Below are 20,674 nucleotides of genomic sequence, written 5' to 3' on the forward strand. Positions count from 1 at the left end.
GACAAGACGCCCGGCCGGCTGGCGCTCCCCTGGCGAAACGCACTAACGTGTGCGGCGTCGATGGGGCCAGCTGCGGCGCCCCGATAACTCGGAGTACTGCATGAGTGAATTTCGTCTGGGCGTGGATGTGGGCGGCACGTTCACCGATCTGGTGGCGATCGGCGGCGGCCGCGTCATCACCGCCAAGGTGCCCTCCACGCCGGCCGATCAATCGAAAGGGGTGGTCGATGCGATCGAGGCCAGCGGCCTCGACGCCGACGCCATCAGCGCCCTGGCCCACGGCATGACCGTGGCCACCAATGCCCTGCTGGAACGCGCCGGCGCGAAAATCGCGCTGATCACCACCGAAGGCTTTCGCGACATCCTCGAGATCGGCCGCCAGAACCGCCCGGCCCTGTACGACCTCACGCAGCGCCCGCCGGAGCCGCTGGTCGCACGCGAACATCGCTTCACCGTGCGCGAGCGCACCGGCCGCGACGGCGTGATTACGCCGCTGGACGAGGCCAGCGTCGATGTCGCGATCGAGGCGATCCGTGCGGCCGGCGATATCGAGGCCGTCGCCATCTGTCTGTTGTTCTCGTTCGAATACCCCGAGCACGAGATCGCGGTCGCCGAGCGCGTCGCCGCTGCCCTGCCCGATCTGCATATCTCGCGCTCGTCGGCGGTGCTGCCGGAATTCCGCGAATACGAACGCTTTGCCACCACCACCGCGAACGCCTATCTCTCGCCGCGGCTGAATCGTTATCTCGACAATCTAGCCCGGCATCTGGAATCCGCCGGCCTGCCCGAGCCGACGGTCATGCAATCCTCCGGCGGCGTCATCGATATCGCGAGCGCGGCAGCCAACGCGGCGAAATGCGTGTTGTCCGGCCCGGCCGGCGGCGTGGTCGGCGCGGCCTGGCTGGGCCAGCTGTCCGGCGAGGCCGACATGCTCACCTTCGACATGGGCGGCACCAGCACGGACGTCGCCCCGATCGCGAACGGCGAAGCGCCGACCACCACCGACAGCATCGTGGCCGGCGTGCCGATCAAGCTGCCGATGGTGAACGTGCATACCGTCAGCGCCGGCGGCGGCTCGATCGCCTGGGCCGATGCCGGCGGCGCGCTGCGCGTCGGACCGGCATCGGCTGGCGCCGAGCCGGGGCCGGCGGCCTATGATCTGGGCGGCGAGCGCGCGACCGTCACCGACGCCAACGTTTTCATGGGCCATATCGCCAACGGCACCGAACTCGGCGGGCGCGTGGTCATCTCGCGCGAACGCGCTGCCGAAGCGCTCGAACACCTGGGCAGCGAACTGTCGCTCGACGCGGAAGCCACCGCTCGCGGCATCATCGATGTCGCCAACACCGAAATGGCCAACGCCCTGCGCGTGATCAGCGTCGCCCGCGGCGTCGACCCGCGCGACAACGCACTCATGGCCTACGGCGGCGCCGGGCCGCTGCATGCCTGTGCGCTCGCCGAGCAGCTCGGCATGACCAAAATCCTGGTGCCGCGGGCCTCGGGCGTGCTGAGCGCGCTCGGCCTGGCGGTTTCCGATGTACGCCGCGATCTGACCCGGCCGGTGCTCAGCGGGCTCGACGCGGCCAATTCGGCTACGGCCGAAGCGCTGTACGACGATATGATCGCCGAGGCGTGCGCTGAGCTGGATCAGCCCGACATCGAGCGCACCGCCGATCTGCGCTATCGCGGGCAGTCCTTCGAGCTGGGTGTCGCCGCCGACGACTGGGACGCGCTGGCCGAGCGCTTCCACGACGCCCACGAAACCCGCTACGGCTATGCCATGCGCGACGACCCGATCGAACTGGTCAACCTGCGTGTGACCGCGCGCGTGGCGGTCGACAAACCCGAACTGTCCGAGGCCGCGCCGGAACACGAACCCGAGGCCGACACGCGTGCGGTGCTGGTCGACGGCGACTGGCGCGACATCCCGGTCTACGCGCGCGAAGAGCTCGGCCGCGGCAGCCGTGTCGTCGGCCCCGCGATCGTGGAATTCGCCGAAACCACCTGCATGGTACGGCCGAACTGGCATGGCGAAATCGACGCCGCCGGCACCCTGATCCTGGAGCACAGCGCATGAGCGATTCCCAGCCGACTCTCGATGCCATCACCCTGTCGATCATGGCGCGCGCCCTGGCCGGCATCGCCGAGGAAATGGGCGCGGTGCTCATCCGCGGGGCCTACTCGTCCAACATCAAGGAACGCCGCGATTGCTCGGCCGCGCTCACCGACGCCAACGGCCGGATGATCTGCCAGGCCGAGCACATCCCGGTACATCTCGGCGCGATGCAGGATTCAGTGCTGGCCGTGATCGAGAAGAACCCGGTACCCGGCGACGTGTTCATGCTCAACGACCCGTTCGCGGGCGGCAATCACCTGCCGGACATCACGCTGGTCTCGCCGATCACGTTGGGCGACGACGATGAGATCCTCGCCTATGCCGTCACCCGTGCGCATCATTCGGATATCGGCGGCATGCGCCCCGGCTCCATGCCGGCCGACTCGCGCGAGATTTATCAGGAAGGGCTGGTGATCCCACCCGTGCGGCTGGTGGCGGCCGGCCTCGACAATGACGAGATCATGTCGATCGTGCTCGCCAACGTCCGCACGCCGGATGTCCGGCGCGGCGATCTACGCGCCCAGCTCGCGGCCAATCATCGGGCCGGCGTGCGCCTGCGCGAACTGGCCGAGCAGCGCGGCGAACCAACGCTGCGCGCGGCCTTTACGGACGTGCTGGCCTATACCGAACGTTGGACGCGCCACGTGATCGCCGAGCTGCCGGACGGCGTCTATCGCGCCGAGTCGGAAATCGAAGGCGACGGCGTGACCCTGGACGACATCCCGATCCGGGTGGCGGTGACGGTCGAGGGCGATGCGCTGCATGTCGACTTCACCGGCACCGCCGACGCCGTGGCCGGCAACGTCAACTGCCCACTCACCGTCACCCGAGCGGCCTGTTATTTCGCCCTGCGCACGCTTCTACCCGCCGACGTGCCGGGTAATGCCGGCGCCTACGCGCCAGTCTCGCTGCATGCGCCGGAAGGCTCGTTCGTCAACGCCCGGCGCCCGTCGGCCGTGGTCGCCGGCAACGTCGAAACCAGCCAGCGCCTGACCGATACCGTCCTGCTCGCGCTCGGCCAGGCCACCGAGGTGCCCGCACAGGGTCAGGGCACGATGAACAACCTCATTATCGGCGGCGCCGACTGGAGCTACTACGAAACGCTGGGTGGCGGTCAGGGTGCCTCGCGCGCCGGCCCCGGCGCCTCCGGCCGCCACGTCGGCATGACCAACACGCTCAACACGCCGGTCGAAGCCTTCGAGCTGGAATACCCGATGCGCGTGGCGCGCTACGAACTGGCTTACGACACCGGCGGCGCCGGCCAGCACCGTGGCGGCGACGGCTTCTATCGCGATATCGAAGTCCTCGCCCCGGCCACGCTGTCGCTGATCAGCGATCGCCGCCGCCATGGCCCAGCCGGCCGTAACGGCGGCGGTAACGGCCAGCCCGGCGAGAATCGTCTCAACGACGAATTGCTGCCCGCGAAGGCCAGCCGACAGCTCGAGCCTGGCGATGTCATCTCCGTTCGTACGCCGGGCGGTGGCGGTTGGGGCGAAGCCGACAAGCGTTAAACGCCGCGGCGGCCTTATCGGCCGCCGCCATTACTTGGGCCTGCTACTTGCCGAGGTGGTGCTGCTTGACCCAGTCCTCGGCGACCGCTTCCGGGTCGTCGTGCTTGACGCTCACGCGCTGGTTCATGCGCTGGAGGTCTTCGGTCGTAAGCTGGGCGGAGATGGCGTCCAGCGCCTTGCGGATCTTCGGCGTCAGAATCGCCTTGCGCGCGACCGGCAGAATGTTCTGCGCCGGCACGAGGTTCTTGTTGTCCTTGAGCAGCACCCAGCCGCGATCGGGAATCACGCCCTGGGTGGTAAACATGCGCGCCGCATCGATCGCACCGCTCGCCAGCGCGCTCTGGGTGAGCGGGCCGCCGGCGTCGAGCGAGCGGAAGTTCTTGAACTGCACGCCGTAGACCTGTTTCAGCCCGGGTACGCCGACATAGCGCGTCTTGGTTTCCGGCGGGCCGCCAAGGGTCAGTTTGCCGGCCACCGGCTTGAGATCGGCGATGGTCTTGAGATGGTATTTCTTGGCCGTCGCGGCGGTGACCACGATGCCGTCCTTGTCCTGTGCCGAGGAGGCCTTGAGCGCGACCAGCCCTTTCGGCAATTTCTGACGCAGTTCCTTGAGCACGGCCTGTTGCGTATGGGCCTTGGATTTGCCGTTGGTCAGAAAGCCGAGCAAGGCGCCGGAATATTCCGGCAGCACGTCCAGTTCCCCGGCTTTCAGTGCCGGAAACACGACTTCGCGTGAGCCGAGATTCAGGCGTTTCTTCACGTCGACGCCGCGTGCTTCCAGCACGTCGGCGTAAATGTTGGCGAGGATCAGCTGCTCGGTGAAGTTGGTCGAGCCGACCACGACCGGCTTGCCGTCGGCGGCCAGGGCCGGCGCGGCGATCGCACCCGCCAGTACGGCGGCGGCAACGAGAAGAGAAAATTTGCGCATGCGTTGTTATCCGTTCGTCCGATTGAACTCGATGAAATGATGATGACAGAAACTGCCCGGACGGTCTGTCCGGGGCGTCAGCGGGCGAGCCCGGGGGATTGCACCAGTTTCTGGACGCCGGCCAGCCCGATCTCGGTGCACACCGCCAGGATCGCGACCACGATGGCGCCGCCGACCACCTGCGCCAGCTGCTGCTGGGCCAGGCCGTCGATCAGATAGCGCCCCAGCCCGCCGAGACCGACGTAGGCGGCGAGCGTGGCCGTCGACATCACCTGCACGGCCGACGTCCGCACGCCGGCCATGATGAGCGGCAGCGCGATGGGCAACTCCACCTGCCAGAGCCGTTGCCAGCGCGTGAGCCCGAGCGCCGCCGCCGACTGACGCACGGCCGGATCGACCGACTGCATGCCGACATAGCTGTTGGTGACCATCGGCGGGATGGCAAGGGCCACCAGCGCGACCAGCACCGGCACCACGCCAAAACCCACCAGCAAAAACATGAGGATGATCAGCCCGAACGACGGGATCGCGCGGCCGATATTGGCGATATTGATCGCGAGCAGCCCGCCGCGCCCGTAGTGGCCGAGCCCGATGCCGACCGGCAACGCGATGGCAGCCGCGATCGCGGTCGACACCGCCACGTAATAGATATGCTGGCCGATGCGATGCGGCAGACCGTCCGGGCCTTGCCAATGCATCGGATCGACGAACCAGTGCCAGACCTGGGCCACGGTATTCGCGCCGTCGGATTCCAGGCCGAGCGCATAGGCCGAGCCGGCCGCCAGCCACCAGAGCGCCACGAACAGCGCAACACGCGTCATGACGCTCATGTCCGCCGCCCCCGATTCCACGGGGTGGCCAGCCAGAGGACCCCGGCCAACGACAGATCGACGGCCACCGCGAGCGCGATCGACAACACGAACCCCACCAGCAGCGGCGTGGTGAAATGCAGGGTGAAACCGGTGATGAACAATCGCCCCAGCCCGCCCTGGCCGATCAGCGCGGTGACCGTAACCAGCCCGATGGTGGTGATCGCCGCGATACGCAGCCCGGCCATGATCACCGGCAGCGCAATCGGCAGCTCGACCGTCAGCAATTGACGCGATTTGGAATAACCCAGCGCGCGCGAGGCCTCGCGCACCTCGAACGGCACGCCGCGCAGCCCTTCCACGATATTGCGGAACAGAATCAGCAACGTGTAGATCGTCAGACCGATCAACGAAGTGGCCATCGACAGCCCGGTGAACGGAATCAGCAGGATGAACAAGGCCAGCGACGGCACCGTGAACAACACACCGGTGGCCGCCAGCGACGGCCCGTAAAGCCGCGGCCAGCGAATCGCCGCCAGCGCCAACGGGAAAGCGATCGCGAAACCGAACAGCAGCGCGAATCCGGTCAGCTCCACGTGTTGCAGAAGCTGGGCGAGAATGTCGTCGGCATGCCGGCCGATCCAGTCCCAGCGAATCAAGACAGCGCCCGATGCAGGCTGGACTGGGCCAGCAGGCCGCCAAAACGGCCGTCGGCATCGACACGCGCCACCACGCCCAGCGGCGAGATCACGAGCGCGCCGAGCGCGGCGCGCAGCGTATCGCCGGCGCCGACCACGGCATCGAAGGATTCCGGCGCGCGCGCCGTATCGGCCGCGTAGTCGGCGACGCGATGCCAGCCCAGAATCCGGCGCTCGCCGTCGACGACCAGCACCCAGTCGGTAGCGGCCGTATCGGCGGCGGATGTGGCCTCGGCAGCGGTCGCGCCCGTCGCGATCAGCGGCGCCTCGATCGTGGCCGCGGCGCTCACCGGCAACAGCGACAGTCGCTTCAACTGGGGCTCCGCGCCGAGAAAATCGACCACGAAATCGCTCTTGGGCGCGGCCAGCAATTCGTTCGGCGTGGCGAACTGGGCGAGCCGCCCGCCTTCGCCGAACACGGCAATCCGGTCGCCGAGACGAATCGCTTCGTCGATGTCGTGAGTGACGAACACAATGGTCTTGCCGAGACGTGCCTGCAGCGCGAGGAACTCGTCCTGCAGGCGCTTGCGCACGATCGGGTCGACCGCGGCGAACGGCTCGTCCATAAGCATGATCGGCGGATCGGCCGCGAGCGCACGAGCCACGCCCACACGCTGTTGCTGGCCGCCGGACAGCTGATGCGGATAGCGCTTGGCCATGTCGCGTTCCAGCCCGACCGTCTCGATCAGCTCGTCCACCCGGGCGGCCACGCGTTTTTTGTCCCAACCGAGCAGACGCGGCACCGTGGCGATGTTGTCGCCGATGGTGCGATGCGGGAACAGGCCGGAGTGCTGCATGACATAGCCGATGCCGCGCCGCAGCTCGGTCACCGGATGCTGACGGATGTCCACGCCGTCGATGGCGATGGTGCCGGCGCTGGCTTCGTCGAGGCGGTTGATCATGCGCAGCGACGTGGTCTTGCCGCAGCCCGACGGGCCGACCAGCACGGTCAGCTCGCCCGTCGCCAGAGTCAGGTCAAGCGCATCGACCGCGACCGTGCCATCGGGAAAACGTTTGGTCACCGAGGAGAACTCAATCAAGACGGGATCCGGTCGACAACAGAGAAAAATAAAACAAAGGAGTCGCACACAAGGCGGCGCCTATCGACATACGGGGCTTCATAGTCGCGGGATGCAATCAATCGTCGCCGATTCCGGCCAGGCGTTCCAGTGCACGCCGATCCAGACATCGATACGCGAACGCCGGCCGGCCGATCTGACCATAGGCAAAGGTCTCGTCAAGGATGTCGCAAGACACGAGATACCGCAGATACTTGCGCACCGAAACCCGGGACATCCCGGTACGCTCGGTGACCGTTTCCGTGGCAAAGGTTTCGTCGGGCGCCGCCAGCAGCGCCGACGCCACCTGCGCGAGCGTGCGCGCAGTCAGCCCCTTGGGCAGCTCGTCGGACCGCAGGCTCGGACGCGAGCGCGTGCGGAACAGAGCATCGAGCGCGCGCTGATCGACCGGGCCCGCCAGATCGGCCAGCGCATGACGACGCCGGCGCGCGGCATCGATGGCATCCGCGAAACGCTCGAATGTGAACGGCTTGATCAGATAGTCGGTCACGCCCAACCGGCGGGCCGCACGCACGGTCTCAGGCTCGCCGGCGGCCGTGATCAGCACGATATCCACCTCCGGCCGATGCGCATACAGCCATTCGGCGATTTCCAGCCCGCTGCGCCGGCCGAGATAGACGTCCAGCAGCACCAGATCGATGGCTTCGCGCTCGAGCACGGCGAGCGCGCTCACCACGTCGCTGCAGCGGCTGATCAGATGCATGCCGGCGACCCGCGCCAGATAGGCCGCGTTGAGCTGGCCGACCATCGGGTCATCTTCGACGATCAGCACATTCATGGCGCCGTCCTGTAGCTGCAGGTGATTTCAACCAGCGTGCCGCGCTCCGGCTCGGAATAGATGGCCAGCGTACCGCCCGCCTCGGCCAGCCGCGTCTCGACCAGATGCAGCCCGAGCCCGCGCTGCTCGCCCTTGGAGGAGATGCCGGCCTCGCGCACGCGTTCCAGCCACTCGGCGGTCATGCCGTGGCCGTTGTCCTGCACCGCGATCGCGAGCGTATCGGCCTCGAGCGCGAGCGTCAGCGCCACCACGGGGCGGTCATAGTCGGCGGTGGCCTCGAAGGCGTTATCGAGCACGTTGCCCAGAACGCTGACGAGCCCGTGCACGTCGTAATTGCCCGCGGCCGGCGGGATGACCGTCTCGGCCTCGATGCGCAGCTCGATGGCCTGCTCGCGGGCTTCGTTCTGCTTGTCGATCAGAAAACCGGCGAGAATCGGTTCGGCGACGCGCTCGACCAGCGATTCGGTCGCCGCCTCGCGTAGATCCACGAGTTCGCGCACATAGGTCGACAGCGTCGGAATATCGCCGTTCTGGGTCAAACCGAGAATGACATGCAGCTTGTTCTTGAAGTCGTGCGTGGTGGCCCGTAGCGCCTGGGCATAGCGGCGCACGCCGGTCAGTTCCTCGCCGAGGCGCTGAAGTTCGCGGCTGTCACGGAAGGTGATGACCGTACCGGCGGCCGGCGACGTCGCCCCCATCGGCCGGACCGTCCCCAGGAATCGCCGCCCGCCAATTTCCAGATCGAGATCCACATCCTGGCGGCCGCGGCCGGCATCGCGACGCGGATCGGCCATGCGGGCGCCGACATCCGGGGCGTGCGCACCGGCCGCTTCCAGCAGGTGCCGCGCCGCCGGGTTAACAAGACGCACGCGATGCGCGGCGTCGCGCACGATCACGCCCTCGTGCATGGCATCGAGCACTGCGCGATGCTCGGCCACCAGATGGGCGATGTCGTCCGGCTCCATGCCCATGAGCCGTCGCTTGATCGTGGCTGCTAGCCACGCCGCCCCACCGCCGCCGAGCAACAACACCAGTCCGAGCCAGGCCAGCAGCCGCAGCCGGGAATCCCCTCGCAGCGGCGCCAGGCGCGATTGCGTCACGCCGACCGATACCGCCCCAATGACGTCGCCTGCCGTATTTTTCACCGGCGCGAACCCACGCACGCTCTGGCCGAGCGTTCCTTTCGCCACCGACACATAATGCTGCCCCGCCAATGCCGGGCCTTCGTCGCCGCCGCGGAAATGGTGCCCAATGCGTGACGGGTTCGGATGCGTGAGCCGCCGCGCCCGACGGTCCATGACCACGATGAAATCCACGCCGAGCCGTTGGCGCAGGCCGTCGAGATGCTGCTGGATCGGCGCCGCCGGATCGTAACCGTGCGGGCCGGACAAGGCGTTTACCACCAGGGGCAGGCTCGCCACGGTCATGGCGATATTCTCGACCCGCTCGCCCTGTACCCGGTCGACCGTCTGCGACAGCTGGCTGCTGAAGAGAAACCAGGCCAGCAGCAGCGACGACAGGATCATCGCAAAAGCCAGACACGCGGTCAGCGCCCCCAGGCTGATTCCGCGCCGGCGCGTCGTCCCCGGCCTCGCCGCACCGTGCGACGAAGGTGTCATTTCCACCGGCTCGTTCTTGCGTCCGCCGTGACCGGTTCACTTTTTAAAGTTTCAAAACGATTGCTCAACTTGCGAAACCCTTCCCCCGCGCCGGTCTTCTCATAGGCTGACGTCACGGCCGGTCAGCAGCCACATCGCGGCGCCGGCGCGACACAACCATAAACGAGGAGATAACAATGAGCGACACCACATCGTCAACGTCGGCGCCCGCCGTGCCACGGTTCATCGAGAATCTGTCCGAAACCCGAATCTTCGGACTCGGCCTGCCGATCTTCGGACTGTTCTTCGCCATCATGCTCCTGGCCATCGCGACCGATACGCTCCCCAAGAGCATGATTGGCGCCTTCATCGTGATCATGCTGTTCGGCGAGCTTTTTGGGCATATCGGCGACCGGTTGCCGATCGTACGCACTTATCTCGGCGGCGGCGCGATTCTGGCGATCTTCTCAGCCGCGACGCTGGTGTATCTACATTGGCTGCCTGCCGATGTAGCAGCTAACGTGACGACGTTCATGAAAAGCGGCGGCTTTCTCAATTTCTATATCGCGGCGCTGATCACCGGCAGCATCCTCGGCATGGATTCGCATATTCTGGTGAAGGTTGGCGCGCGCTTTGCGTTGCCGCTGATCAGTGCGGTGGCTTTTGCCGCCCTGTTCGCGGTCATCGTGGGCTGGTGCCTCGGGTTTTCGGCGCAGGATGCGATCGTGGTGATCACCCTGCCGATCATGGGCGGCGGCATGGGCGCCGGCGCGGTGCCGATGAGCCAGATCTACCAACAACTCCTCGGTCAGCCGGCGAGCTACTACATCTCGATTCTCGTACCGGCCCTGGCGCTCGGCAACGTCTTCGCGATCATCATCGCCGGCCTGCTGGATGGCGTCGGCAAACGCTTCCCGTCGCTGACCGGCGGCGGGCAGATGATGCCCGGGGTCGAAATCACCGAAAACCAATCCAAGCCGACGCTGGAATTGCTGGGCATTGGCCTTGTCGCCGCCCTGTCGTTTTATGTGGCCGGCCAGATCCTCGGCGCCGTGGTTCCCCTGCATCCGTACGCGCTGATGATCATCCTGGTCGCAGCGGTCAAGATCAGTGGCCTCATGCCGGGTCGGATCAACGACGCCGCCGCGCAATGGTTCCAGTTCGTGGCGCGCAACTGGACGTTCGCCCTTCTGTTCGGCATCGGCATCGCCTACACCGATCTCGGTCAGGTCATCGATGCGATCTCGATCACCTATGTGCTGATCGTACTCGCGGTAGTCGCCGGGGCCGCGGTCGGCGCGGGCGTAGTCGGCAAGTTCATGGGCTTCTACCCGATCGAGTCGGCCATCACTGCCGGGCTGTGCATGGCCAACATGGGCGGCACCGGCGACGTGGCCGTGCTGTCGGCCGCCAATCGGATGCAGCTCATGCCGTTTGCGCAGATTTCCTCGCGCCTGGGCGGCGCACTGATCCTGCTGCTCGCGAGCCTGCTCGTGCCGCTTTTGTTCGGCGGTCAATAAGTCGGCGCGGGCCGCGGGCACCCAATACGGTGCCCGCGGCTCATGGCTTTGCTCTGCCCTGATTCCACGCGCCCGCGGCAGGGCCCGATGTCGGCCGCGATATCAGACGCTCTTGGCTCTGCGCTGCATCCGGCGTAAAGCCGAGCGCCCGACCGCACCCGAGCGCCGAGGCGACCGCCAGATCCACAAGGCCAGCGCGCCCACCACCAGGCCCCAAAACGGCGCGCCGATACCAGCGATATGCAAGCCGGACCCGGTGACGAGAAATGTCAGGGTCGCCGCATCGCGTTCATCTGCCGTATTCATCGCCGACGCGAGCGAGCTCGCAATGGCCGGCAGCAGCGCCAGGCCGGCGAGCATGGCGATCAAGGCATCGGGCAAAGCCTGCAGCCCGGTCACGATCGATCCGCCGAACACGCCGGCGACGGTATAGGCCAGGCTTGCAAAAACCGTGGCCAGATAGCGTCGTTCCGGATCCTCGTGTGCTTCGTCGGTCAGGCAGATACCGGCGGTGATCGCGGCCAGACAAATCACGAAACCGCCGACGGGCGCGAGCAATAGTGTCATGGCGCCCGTGACCACCAGCGCCATGGAAACCGGCGGGCGATAGCCGGCGTTTTCCAGCATGGCCACCCCGGGCGCGTTCTGAGACGCCATGGTGACCACGAACAACGGCACCCCGATGCCAAGCAGCGCTGAAACCGAGAATACGGGCGCTACGGCTTTCGGCGTTGCCATGACGCCATGAAAGCCGACCGCACCGAGTTGTCCGTCGAAAAAAGCGGCCATGGCGCCGGCGACGAGCATCCCGAGCATCGCATAGCGAGGGATCAGGCGACGGCCCAGCAACCAGGCCGTCAGCGCCGCTGCCATGATCCACCCGTCGTGCTGACCGGTCGTGAAGGCGTCGAGCCCGAATTCCAGCAACACCCCGGCCAGCATAGCGGAGGCCAGCGAACGCGGAACATGCGCCATCAAACGAGCGAACGCGCCGGTCAAACCGCAGATCAGCGTCAGTACGCCGCAGAGCATGAACGCGGTGACGGCTTCGCCGAGCGAATGACCATGCAGTCCCACCACAAGAAGCGCCGCGCCCGGCGTCGACCATGCTGTGAGAATCGGTTGCCGATACGTCAGAGATAGCGCGAGCGTGCTGGCCGCCATGCTCCATCCGAGCACGGTCATCCAGCTGCCGACGACGCTGGGCGAAGCGCCCGCCGCTTCGAAGGCTTTGACTACAATGATCGCCGCGCCGGTATAACCGACCAGGACGGCGACAAAACCGGCAACGGTTGGCGGGAGAACATCCGTTAATGAGAAACGCGGGCGCATGCGGAGTCGTTGGCTCGAGATTTTGTGCGTTATAACGCACAACGCTCGTCGAATCCACCTCCGGCGCGTGACTTAGTATCATGCGGCCAGAGCAAACAAAGGTCGCTTCATGCGTGCCAATTCGTCTGCCGAGCCATCAATCGGCGATCGGCTTCGACAGCTGCGCCGCCACGCGGAGCTGAGCCTCGACGCCTGCGCCCAGCGCACCGGTATCAGCAAGGCCATGCTCGGGCAGGTCGAACGCGGCGAGTCGAGCCCGACCATCGCGACGCTCTGGAAGATCGCGACCGGTCTCGACGTCTCGCTATCCTATTTTCTATCCGCGGCGAGCGAAGGCGGCGCCGATCGGATTCATTACGCCGCGGCCGATGGCGGGCACGCCGACAGCGCCGGGATGCGCACAGAGACGTTATGGCCCTACGATGCTGCGCTCGGCTTCGAGATGTTCGCGGTCGAATTCGCGCCGGGCTCATCCAGCGCATCGAGCCCGCACGCCGCCGGCACGGTCGAACACGTTGTGATGCTCGAGGGCGAACTCACCATCGAGGTCGGCGGACAGATACATGAGCTTACCGCAGGCGACGTGCTCCAATTCGCCGCCGATCGCACGCATCGCTATCACAATCCGGGCTCACACCCGGCACGCGCCCACGATCTGATTCACTATGCGCGTTGATCATCGATACAACGCGACCACGAATCACGCGCAAATTATCAAAATCGAGCCGAAATCTGCATAAATTCGGTACTTCTACTGAATGACACAGCAATCTCTGGTGATACAGTGACCTCGGTGCTTGAGACACGCTGAGCCTGCGGGAAACCAGAGGCACTCCCAACCCGCCTTCCGTTACTGCGCGCAGGATTTGCGACCTTCGCCGGGCGCCACCAATTTTCGCTGCTTTGACCGAGCCCACGAATCGCTGGCTCGGTCAAAGTAACGCGGCGACCCAGACGGAAATCTCCACGATAAAACCGGCTTTATACTGGCAATACATCGCGGGATCGCGTTTCTGGCTCATTTTTCATATCCGGACCTCGTAATTTAACGTAGTGGGCACTCGCCTGCCCGATTACTTCAGTGCCCGCAGACAAAGCCCGACAGGTCGCTCGCTTGGCTCCTCCCAGCACAAAAGCGCACGGGGGCTGCATTCTTCAGAACCCTCCACGACATTCGGCATGCCCCCGAATACTCATGATCCGGCCGGCGATCGGCAGGTTGGCGACGGCCACAATGGCGTTCGAAAGCAACGCGATCGCAGCATATGGTCGCGGGGCCCGGTTCCGAGCCGCGAGGCTCACCTCGGGCACACGATAAATTTCGACAGACAGCACGACGACCTCTCGGGCGTGCTTTTCATGGCTTAACCGGGCTCGTCGTCGACGGCCCGCCAATCATCAGGCTCTTGTTTGGCTCAAAGACGGGTTACCTGCGGCTGCCCCGCCCGACCATCGTCATCGACTAGGTGGGCGCATCCCGCCGGCAGTACGCCTCGCCGTGAACCGGCGAAGCCGGCGCCGTGCCGCGTGCTCTTCTCTTGGTTACATCTGCCGAGCAAGCAAGAGACGTGACTCGCGCTGCAGCGCGAAACCAAGGGTTGGCGAAAACGCGAAGGGGTTTCCGAGTCCTTGGTCGGCGATGCTGACCCGGTGCATGACTTAGTCGTGTCTACCCATGCCTGACGCCCCGGGACTCATGGCCCCGCTAATCCGCGATGAACCAAAAAAGCCCGCGCGAGGCGGGCTTTTGTTTGGCTGGGGATGAGGGATTGCTCGCGGCTTCGCCGCTCGGCCCTTCGGGCCCAGTCGAGCACGCTCGACTGTCCTCACGCGCTGCGCGCGCTCGTCGAACCGAGGGCTTCTCATCAGGACCGCAACGCCAGCCAAAAAAAAGCCCGCGCGAGGCGGGCTTTTGTTTGGCTGGGGATGAGGGATTCGAACCCCCACTGACGGAGTCAGAGTCCGTAGTCCTACCATTAGACGAATCCCCAGTAACCTGAGTTGATGGACGGGCAGGACCAGACCCGTCCATCGACAAGTCGCTTTAGCGCTTGGAGTACTGCGGCGACTTGCGGGCCTTGTGCAGGCCGACCTTTTTCCGTTCCACTTTACGGGCATCGCGGGTCAAATAACCGGCGGCGCGCAGAGCGGGACGCATGCCTTCATCATAATCGACCAGCGCACGCGCCAGACCGTGGCGGATGGCGCCGGCTTGGCCGTTCGGGCCACCACCGTTAACGGTGACGGTGATATCGAAACGATCAACCGACTCGGTGGCTTCCAACGCCTGACGCACGATCATGCGCGATGTGGGACGACCGAAGTACTCGTCCAGCGTCTTCTTGTTGACCGTGATCTGGCCGGAGCCCGGCTTGATGAACACGCGGGCGGAAGCGGTCTTGCGACGGCCGGTGCCGTACGACTGTTCGGTAGCCATGCTTTAAATCTCCAGCGTCTGAGGCTGTTGAGCGGTATGCGGATGATCGGCGCTCGGGTAAACGCGCAGTTTGCGAAACATCTGGCGACCCAGCGGGCCCTTCGGCAGCATGCCCTTGACCGCATGCTCGATGACGCGCTCCGGATGCGTTTCCATCTGCTTCTCGAGCGTGATTTCCTTCAGGTTACCGACGTAGCCGGTGAACCGATAGTACTTCTTCTGCTCGGCTTTCTTGCCCGTCGTCTTCACATTCGAGGCGTTGATCACCACGATGTGATCGCCGACATCCATATGCGGCGTATATTCGGGCTTGTGCTTGCCGCGCAGGCGAAAAGCGATCTCGGAGGCCAGTCGACCGAGCGTCTTGTCGGTCGCATCCACGACGTACCAGTCGCCGGGCACCTCGTCTTTCTTCGCGGAAAACGTCTTCATTGCAATACTCGTAAGCCGTAGCGGGAGGCAGCGACCCGGGCTGCGAAAGCGCGCAATTCTATATCCGTCGCAGGGGTTTTGCAATGCCCTGTTGGAACAGAATTCGAATTGCCGGATTCGAGCGTCAGTCCAGCGTGCGGACGATGTTCTCGACCGCCTGGCGCTGGGACCTCGGACGCCGCTGGGCGTAACCATACCAGATCAGGCCGACGCAGTATTCCCCCGGCCCGGCATCCAGCAGTTCCAGGAACTCGGGCTCGCGCGTCACCGCCCCGCTCGCCCACTTGGTGCCGACCCCGGCGCTATGCAGATACAGCATGAGATTCTCGATCGCACAGGCGCAGGCGGCGTAGTCCTCGCGTGCGGTGATCGGGTCGTCGTTCGGGGTACAAGTGACGGCCAGCCAGCCGGGCATGCTCTGCCAGCGCTCGCGCTTGGCCTCGGCCACTTGCGCACCTTTGCTCGCCGTCAGCAAGCGCGTATTGAGTTCGATGATGCCGGCCTTCGTGCGCTCGCCGATGAGACAGAAGCGCCAGGGTTCGGTGGTGTGATGGTTGGGCGCCCAGCGCGCCAGCTCGATCGCTTCGTGCACGAGTGCCATATCCGGCACCTCGTCCGTTTTGAAGCGATCGATCGTGCGACGCCCGCGGATGAGCGCCGCAGCCTCGGCCGGCGATACCGGACTGTCCGTCAAAGCCGCGCGATCCGTCATGGCTCTAGCCTCCAGCCTGGCTCGAAGTGTCGAGTTTCTGGTTGGCCTGGGCGATACGTTCCAGAATCAGGTTGGCCAGATCCTGTTGCATACCCTTGAGTAGCTCGTCGCGCTCGCCCTCGGAGGACAGACGCTGGTTGGCCGACACGCTGTAATTACGCGTCGTCGACAGCGTCGCACCCGAGAGCTGCTCGGCCCCATTGACACTGTAATTGAACACGACCTGGGTGGTGACCGCATATTCGGCGGCATTGCCATCGACGGGGCTCACCGAGACCACGCGCTGGCTGTTCTCGACATTGACGATGTCGAGCTGCGCCGGCGCATCCGCATCGCCCAGCAGATGCTGACGCCGCAGACGCTGCTTGAGCGCGGCCACCACCGGCGGATCGCCGACGCGGTAGTTGTCGTGATACGACACGTACATCGACGAAATGCCTTTCGGCAACGGCGAAGCGCCCTGCAGGTGGAAACCGCAGCCGGCCAACGCGCACAGCGCCAGCACGGCGAGGACCCACACGGCGTGACGCGCGGCGGCGGCGGCGGAAAACGAAGCGTGACCGGTCATGTGTTGTCCCTGTCCGGGTGTTCAGACCACCAGATTGACCAGCTTGCCCGGCACGACAATGGTCTTCTTGAGGTCCTTGCCCTCGATATGACGCACCACGTTGGGCTCGGCCAGCGCGGTCTGCGCCACTGTATCGCGATCGGCGTCGGCCGGCACATCGATGCGCGCACGCACCTTGCCGTTGACCTGTACCACCAGCGTGAGCGTATCGCGCACCAGCGCGGCCTCGTCGGCGACCGGCCATTCGGCGTCGAGCAGCAGGCCCTCGCGGCCCAGAGCGCGCCACAGCTGATCGCCAACATGCGGCGTAATCGGCGCCAGCATGCGCACGATCGCTTCGAGCGCTTCCTGGCGTACCGCCTGCCATTCGGCCGACGGCGTATCGTCGATCCGGCCCAGCGCGTTGACCAGCTCCATGATCGCGGCAATCGCCGTGTTGAAGGTATAGCGCCGGCCGACGTCGTCACCGACCTTGGCGATGGTTTCGTGCAGCTTGCGCCGCAGCTCGGCGGCCTCGCCCTCGGCGGTGGCCGCCGGCGCCACGATGCCGGCCTCGACGTGGGTGGCCACCAGCCGCCACAGCCGATGCAGGAAGCGATGCGCGCCTTCCACGCCGGCATCCGACCACTCCAGCGACTGGTCCGGCGGCGCGGCGAACATGGAGAACAGGCGCACCGTGTCGGCGCCATAGGTTTCGATCAGCGCCTGTGGGTCGACCGTGTTGCCCTTGGACTTGGACATCTTGGCGCCGTCCTTGAGCACCATGCCCTGGGTGAGCAGCGCCTTGAACGGCTCGTCGGCCTGGGCCAGTCCGACATCGCGCATCAGCTTCTGGAAGAAGCGGGCATACAACAAATGCAGGATCGCGTGCTCGATGCCACCGATGTACTGATCGACCGGCATCCAGTAGTGCGCACGGTCGTCGATCATGGCGTCGGCGTCCGGGCAGGTGAAACGCGCGAAATACCAGGACGATTCCATGAAGGTATCGAAGGTATCGGTCTCGCGCTTCGCGTCCTTGCCGCATTTCGGGCAACTGCAGTTCACGAATTCCGGCATGTCCGGCAGCGGCGAGCCGGCGCCTTCGGGCGTGACGTCTTCCGGCAGCACCACGGGCAGGTCTGCTTCCGGCACCGGCACCGCGCCGCACTCGTCGCAGTGGATGATGGGGATTGGCGCGCCCCAGTAGCGCTGACGCGACAGGCCCCAGTCGCGCAGCCGATACTGGGTCTTGCGGCGCGCCACGCCGCGGGCTTCCAGTCGGTCGGCGATGTCGTTGAAGGCCGTGTCGAAATCCTTGCCGTCGTCTTCGCCCGAGTTGACCAGCGGCCCCTTGGCAACGAACGCGGCTTCGCTCACGTCACCGGGCACGCCATTATCGTCGGCGATGACCGAGACGATCGGCAGATCATAGGCCTTGGCGAACTCCCAATCGCGCTGGTCGTGCGCCGGCACGCTCATCACGGCACCGGTGCCGTAGCCCATCAACACGAAGTTGGCCGCGAACACCGGCAGCTTATCGCCGGACAACGGATGAATCGCGTCGACCGGCAGGCGATAGCCTTTTTTCTCGCGCGTGGTGAGTTCGGATTCGGCGGTGCCGCCGGCCCGGCATTCCTCGACGAACGCCGCCAGTGCGGAATCGGCGTCGGCCGCCGCGGCGACCAGCGGATGATCGGCCGCCAGCGCCATGTAGGTTGCGCCGTGCAGCGTATCCGGGCGCGTGGTGTAGACGGTCAGCGGTGCATCGTGACCGGCCACGGCAAAATCGATTTCCAGGCCGGTCGACCGCCCGATCCAGTTGGCCTGCATGGTCTTGACCGCGTCCGGCCAGCCGTCGAGCTTGTCCAGATCGTCCAGCAGCTCGTCGGCGTAATCGGTGATGCGGGCGAACCACTGCGGGATCGCGCGCTGCTCGACGATCGCGCCCGAGCGCCAGCCGCGCCCGTCGACGACCTGCTCGTTGGCGAGCACGGTCTGATCGACCGGGTCCCAGTTGACGACCGATTCCTTGCGATAGACCAGCCCTTTCTCGAACAGCTTCGTGAACAGCCACTGTTCCCAGCGATAGTAGGACGGGTCGCAGGTTGCGATCTCGCGCGACCAGTCGTAGGCGAAGCCGAGTTGCTTGAGCTGATCGCGCATGGCGGCGATGTTCTCGCGCGTCCATTTCGCCGGCGGCACGCCGTTCTTGATCGCCGCGTTCTCGGCCGGCAGACCGAACGCATCCCAGCCCATCGGCTGCAGCACGTTGAGGCCGCACATGCGCTTGTAGCGCGAGATGACGTCACCGATGGTGTAATTGCGCACGTGCCCCATATGCAGCTTGCCGCTGGGATACGGGAACATCGAAAGACAATAGAACTTCTCGCGGTCGTCGCGGGCCACGCGAAAAGCGTCGGCCTCGGCCCAGCGCTGCTGGACGTCGGCTTCGATGTCGGCGAAACGGTAGCTGCGGTCCATCGGTCCTACATGAGTCGGTTGCAAGGCAGCGCAAGTGTAATGTCTTGGCCGGCGACTGTCCGCCCCGCCGATATTATCGGCACGCGCTCAGATGCGTTCGCGCAGCGTTCGACGACGATCATCGCGCCGGCGCTGACGCCGTGTTTGCCAAGCCAGGGCCCCGCTGCCGAGCAGTGCCAGCAGCACGACGGCCGCACTTGCCCACCACAGCGGCCGGTTGCCATAAGCGACATACGGTGTCGCGCCGGCGCGTGGCACCAGCGCGCCGAGCAGACGGGCGCGCTGGCCGGCCGGCGCGACATGCAGCAGTCGGCCATCGAAGCCGATCATCGCGCTGATGCCCGCATTCGCCGCCCGTACCAGCGGCCGACCGCTCTCCAGCGCGCGCATGCGGGCGATTTCCAGATGCTGGGCAAGCGCGGTCGTGCCGGCGAACCAGCCGTCGTTAGTGATGTTGACCAGCAATTGCGCCGCCGGCAGATCGCGGCGGACCTCGTCGCCGAACACGTCCTCGAAGCCGATGGAGACGCCAAGCGCCGTCCCCTGCGCATGAATCAACGGCTGCGCCGACGCGCCGGCAACCGCATGGCCGTCGTCCCCGCCGATCAGGCGTTCCAACCAGGACGGCCCCGGCACGATTTCGCCGAACGGCACGAGATGGCGCTTGTCGTAGCGCCCGCGATCCGCACCCAGCGCCAGTACGCTGTTATATAGATGACGATGATCGCGCGTGGGCCAGAACAAGCCGGCTAATACCGTCTGGCCGCGCCGTGTCGCTTCGGCGTTCAATGGCGCCAGATCACCGTCGACCCGCGTGGCCGAGACCGGCATTGCCAGCTCCGGCCAGACCACCAGCGCGGCGTCGGTGCGCTGCGTCATGTCGCGGTATCGGCGTAGCGTGGGCGCAAACAGCGCCGGGCGCCACTGGTTCGCCGGCGCGATATCGCCCTGGAGTACCGCCACCTGCAACGTCTTGTGCAGCGGTCGGGTCCAGTGAGCCGGCGACGGCACCGACCAGACCAGCAGCGGCAAAAGCGCGATCAGGACCAGCGCGACGAGCCGTGCCCATAGCGTTCCGGCATACAACAGCCAGAGCGTACCGGCCGCCATCATGAGCGCCAGGCTCAGCCCGTGCACGCCGACCAGCGGCGCCAGCCCGTTGAGTGGCGCTGCGATCGTGACATAGCCCAGCGACAACCAGGGGAACCCGGTGAACGCCCAGCCACGCAGCAGCTCGGCCAGACACCAGGCTCCGGGGACCACGACGAGCGCCCAGAGCGTCGGCGCGAACCGATTCGTGGCTCCCGCGATCGCCCCGGTCAGCGCCGGAAAACAGGCGAGATAAACCACCAGCGCCCCTGTGGCCAGGCCGGCCAGCACGACATGGGCACCGGCATGGTCGTGAACGGCGACATAGACCCAGTAAAGCCCGGTGCCGAAATGCGCGGCACCGAATACGAAGCCGCGCCAGGCCGCACGCCCGGGCCCCACCGAGCGCCAGAGCGCCAGCACGCCGATCAGCGCGGCGATGGTGGCGGGATAGATATTCCAAGGCGCGAAGCCGAGCGTGACCAGAGCGCCGAGCGCACCCGGCACCAGCAGGTCGGCGAACAGACGCCGCATCGGCGCGAATCGCGTCGTCATGGCCGAACCGGGCCGGGCATCAGCGCCGGCCCGTACGCTAGTGCCATCA

General features: G+C 65.8%; 17 protein-coding genes and 1 tRNA gene. 4 read left to right on the forward strand and 14 right to left on the reverse strand.

The window, feature by feature from the left end; translation table 11 throughout:
• Nucleotides 1-100: 100 nt before the first annotated feature.
• Both C41B8_RS04280 and C41B8_RS04285 read left to right on the forward strand, forming a co-directional pair.
• Nucleotides 101-2,077, forward strand: coding sequence for a hydantoinase/oxoprolinase family protein (locus tag C41B8_RS04280; RefSeq protein ID WP_037334621.1), 1,977 nt, complete (start codon nucleotides 101-103; stop codon nucleotides 2,075-2,077).
• Nucleotides 2,074-3,627 carry a hydantoinase B/oxoprolinase family protein gene (locus C41B8_RS04285; protein WP_037334623.1) on the forward strand — a complete coding sequence of 518 codons (1,554 nt, stop codon included), beginning with the start codon at nucleotides 2,074-2,076 and terminating at the stop codon, nucleotides 3,625-3,627. Before C41B8_RS04280 ends, C41B8_RS04285 begins: the two co-directional genes overlap by 4 nt.
• A 43-nt stretch (nucleotides 3,628-3,670) precedes the next feature.
• Here the strand turns inward: C41B8_RS04285 and C41B8_RS04290 are convergent, their stop codons facing one another.
• The 6 genes from C41B8_RS04290 to C41B8_RS04315 form a co-directional block, all read right to left on the reverse strand.
• The gene (locus tag C41B8_RS04290) at nucleotides 3,671-4,555 is read right to left on the reverse strand and encodes an ABC transporter substrate-binding protein (RefSeq protein ID WP_037334626.1); all 885 of its coding nucleotides are present in this window, start codon (nucleotides 4,553-4,555) and stop codon (nucleotides 3,671-3,673) included.
• A gap of 77 nt (nucleotides 4,556-4,632) precedes the next feature.
• Nucleotides 4,633-5,253: an ABC transporter permease gene (locus C41B8_RS04295; protein ID WP_051883099.1), complete on the reverse strand. Its 621-nt coding sequence runs from the start codon at nucleotides 5,251-5,253 to the stop codon at nucleotides 4,633-4,635.
• 128 nt (nucleotides 5,254-5,381) lie between these two features.
• Complete coding sequence (locus tag C41B8_RS04300) at nucleotides 5,382-6,023, reverse strand: ABC transporter permease (protein WP_037334628.1); 642 nt, start codon at nucleotides 6,021-6,023, stop codon at nucleotides 5,382-5,384.
• Nucleotides 6,020-7,102 (reverse strand): ABC transporter ATP-binding protein, encoded by a 1,083-nt coding sequence (locus tag C41B8_RS04305; RefSeq protein WP_037334629.1) that lies wholly within the window; start codon nucleotides 7,100-7,102, stop codon nucleotides 6,020-6,022. The genes C41B8_RS04300 and C41B8_RS04305 overlap by 4 nt, the downstream gene beginning before the upstream one ends.
• 97 nt (nucleotides 7,103-7,199) lie before the next feature.
• Nucleotides 7,200-7,919: a response regulator gene (locus C41B8_RS04310; RefSeq protein WP_037334631.1), complete on the reverse strand. Its 720-nt coding sequence runs from the start codon at nucleotides 7,917-7,919 to the stop codon at nucleotides 7,200-7,202.
• The gene (locus C41B8_RS04315) at nucleotides 7,916-9,538 is read right to left on the reverse strand and encodes an ATP-binding protein (protein WP_084188484.1); all 1,623 of its coding nucleotides are present in this window, start codon (nucleotides 9,536-9,538) and stop codon (nucleotides 7,916-7,918) included. The genes C41B8_RS04310 and C41B8_RS04315 overlap by 4 nt, the downstream gene beginning before the upstream one ends.
• A 176-nt stretch (nucleotides 9,539-9,714) precedes the next feature.
• Between C41B8_RS04315 and C41B8_RS04320 the strand changes: the two genes are divergently transcribed.
• Entirely contained in the window at nucleotides 9,715-11,037 is a 1,323-nt protein-coding gene (locus C41B8_RS04320) for a 2-hydroxycarboxylate transporter family protein (protein ID WP_037334633.1), read from the forward strand.
• Nucleotides 11,038-11,139: 102 nt separating this feature from the next.
• Here C41B8_RS04320 and C41B8_RS04325 read toward each other — a convergent pair whose 3' ends face one another.
• The gene (locus tag C41B8_RS04325; protein ID WP_037334636.1) at nucleotides 11,140-12,369 is read right to left on the reverse strand and encodes a benzoate/H(+) symporter BenE family transporter; all 1,230 of its coding nucleotides are present in this window, start codon (nucleotides 12,367-12,369) and stop codon (nucleotides 11,140-11,142) included.
• A 109-nt stretch (nucleotides 12,370-12,478) separates the two neighbouring features.
• Here C41B8_RS04325 and C41B8_RS04330 point away from each other — a divergent pair, with 109 nt between their 5' ends.
• A complete protein-coding gene (locus tag C41B8_RS04330; protein ID WP_037334639.1) occupies nucleotides 12,479-13,045 on the forward strand; it encodes a helix-turn-helix domain-containing protein in 567 nt (188 codons plus the stop codon).
• A gap of 1,241 nt (nucleotides 13,046-14,286) precedes the next feature.
• Here C41B8_RS04330 and C41B8_RS04335 read toward each other — a convergent pair.
• The 7 genes from C41B8_RS04335 to lnt all read right to left on the reverse strand — a co-directional run bounded on the left by C41B8_RS04335 (nucleotide 14,287) and on the right by lnt (nucleotide 20,625).
• Nucleotides 14,287-14,360 (reverse strand) — tRNA-Gln (locus tag C41B8_RS04335).
• 53 nt (nucleotides 14,361-14,413) lie between these two features.
• Nucleotides 14,414-14,806, reverse strand: a complete 393-nt coding sequence (gene rpsI, locus C41B8_RS04340; RefSeq protein ID WP_037334642.1) for a 30S ribosomal protein S9 — start codon at nucleotides 14,804-14,806, stop codon at nucleotides 14,414-14,416.
• Between the two features lie 3 nt (nucleotides 14,807-14,809).
• Nucleotides 14,810-15,238 carry a 50S ribosomal protein L13 gene (gene rplM, locus C41B8_RS04345; RefSeq protein WP_037334644.1) on the reverse strand — a complete coding sequence of 143 codons (429 nt, stop codon included), beginning with the start codon at nucleotides 15,236-15,238 and terminating at the stop codon, nucleotides 14,810-14,812.
• A 124-nt stretch (nucleotides 15,239-15,362) separates the two neighbouring features.
• On the reverse strand, nucleotides 15,363-15,950 hold the full coding sequence (locus C41B8_RS04350; RefSeq protein ID WP_037334645.1) for a nitroreductase family protein: 588 nt from the start codon (nucleotides 15,948-15,950) through the stop codon (nucleotides 15,363-15,365).
• Between the two features lie 4 nt (nucleotides 15,951-15,954).
• On the reverse strand, nucleotides 15,955-16,518 hold the full coding sequence (locus tag C41B8_RS04355) for an LPS-assembly lipoprotein LptE (RefSeq protein ID WP_037334648.1): 564 nt from the start codon (nucleotides 16,516-16,518) through the stop codon (nucleotides 15,955-15,957).
• Nucleotides 16,519-16,539: 21 nt separating this feature from the next.
• Nucleotides 16,540-18,981, reverse strand: a complete 2,442-nt coding sequence (gene leuS, locus C41B8_RS04360) for a leucine--tRNA ligase (RefSeq protein WP_037334650.1) — start codon at nucleotides 18,979-18,981, stop codon at nucleotides 16,540-16,542.
• An 87-nt stretch (nucleotides 18,982-19,068) separates the two neighbouring features.
• Nucleotides 19,069-20,625 (reverse strand): apolipoprotein N-acyltransferase, encoded by a 1,557-nt coding sequence (gene lnt / locus C41B8_RS04365; protein ID WP_051883045.1) that lies wholly within the window; start codon nucleotides 20,623-20,625, stop codon nucleotides 19,069-19,071.
• Nucleotides 20,626-20,674 lie beyond the last annotated feature (49 nt).

Source organism: Salinisphaera hydrothermalis C41B8 (genome assembly GCF_000732535.1).
Lineage (GTDB): Bacteria > Pseudomonadota > Gammaproteobacteria > Nevskiales > Salinisphaeraceae > Salinisphaera > Salinisphaera hydrothermalis.

Bases quoted from the DNA above. Each gene is read 5' to 3' on its own strand.
- C41B8_RS04280 (WP_037334621.1), top strand. From the start codon at position 101: ATGAGTGAATTTCGTCTGGGCGTGGATGTGGGCGGCACGTTCACCGAT.
- C41B8_RS04285 (WP_037334623.1), top strand. From the start codon at position 2,074: ATGAGCGATTCCCAGCCGACTCTCGATGCCATCACCCTGTCGATCATG.
- C41B8_RS04290 (WP_037334626.1), bottom strand. From the start codon at position 4,555: ATGCGCAAATTTTCTCTTCTCGTTGCCGCCGCCGTACTGGCGGGTGCG.
- C41B8_RS04295 (WP_051883099.1), bottom strand. From the start codon at position 5,253: ATGCATTGGCAAGGCCCGGACGGTCTGCCGCATCGCATCGGCCAGCAT.
- C41B8_RS04310 (WP_037334631.1), bottom strand. From the start codon at position 7,919: ATGAATGTGCTGATCGTCGAAGATGACCCGATGGTCGGCCAGCTCAAC.
- C41B8_RS04315 (WP_084188484.1), bottom strand. From the start codon at position 9,538: ATGACACCTTCGTCGCACGGTGCGGCGAGGCCGGGGACGACGCGCCGG.
- C41B8_RS04320 (WP_037334633.1), top strand. From the start codon at position 9,715: ATGAGCGACACCACATCGTCAACGTCGGCGCCCGCCGTGCCACGGTTC.
- C41B8_RS04325 (WP_037334636.1), bottom strand. From the start codon at position 12,369: ATGCGCCCGCGTTTCTCATTAACGGATGTTCTCCCGCCAACCGTTGCC.
- C41B8_RS04330 (WP_037334639.1), top strand. From the start codon at position 12,479: ATGCGTGCCAATTCGTCTGCCGAGCCATCAATCGGCGATCGGCTTCGA.
- rpsI (WP_037334642.1), bottom strand. From the start codon at position 14,806: ATGGCTACCGAACAGTCGTACGGCACCGGCCGTCGCAAGACCGCTTCC.
- rplM (WP_037334644.1), bottom strand. From the start codon at position 15,238: ATGAAGACGTTTTCCGCGAAGAAAGACGAGGTGCCCGGCGACTGGTAC.
- C41B8_RS04350 (WP_037334645.1), bottom strand. From the start codon at position 15,950: ATGACGGATCGCGCGGCTTTGACGGACAGTCCGGTATCGCCGGCCGAG.
- C41B8_RS04355 (WP_037334648.1), bottom strand. From the start codon at position 16,518: ATGACCGGTCACGCTTCGTTTTCCGCCGCCGCCGCCGCGCGTCACGCC.
- leuS (WP_037334650.1), bottom strand. From the start codon at position 18,981: ATGGACCGCAGCTACCGTTTCGCCGACATCGAAGCCGACGTCCAGCAG.
- lnt (WP_051883045.1), bottom strand. From the start codon at position 20,625: ATGACGACGCGATTCGCGCCGATGCGGCGTCTGTTCGCCGACCTGCTG.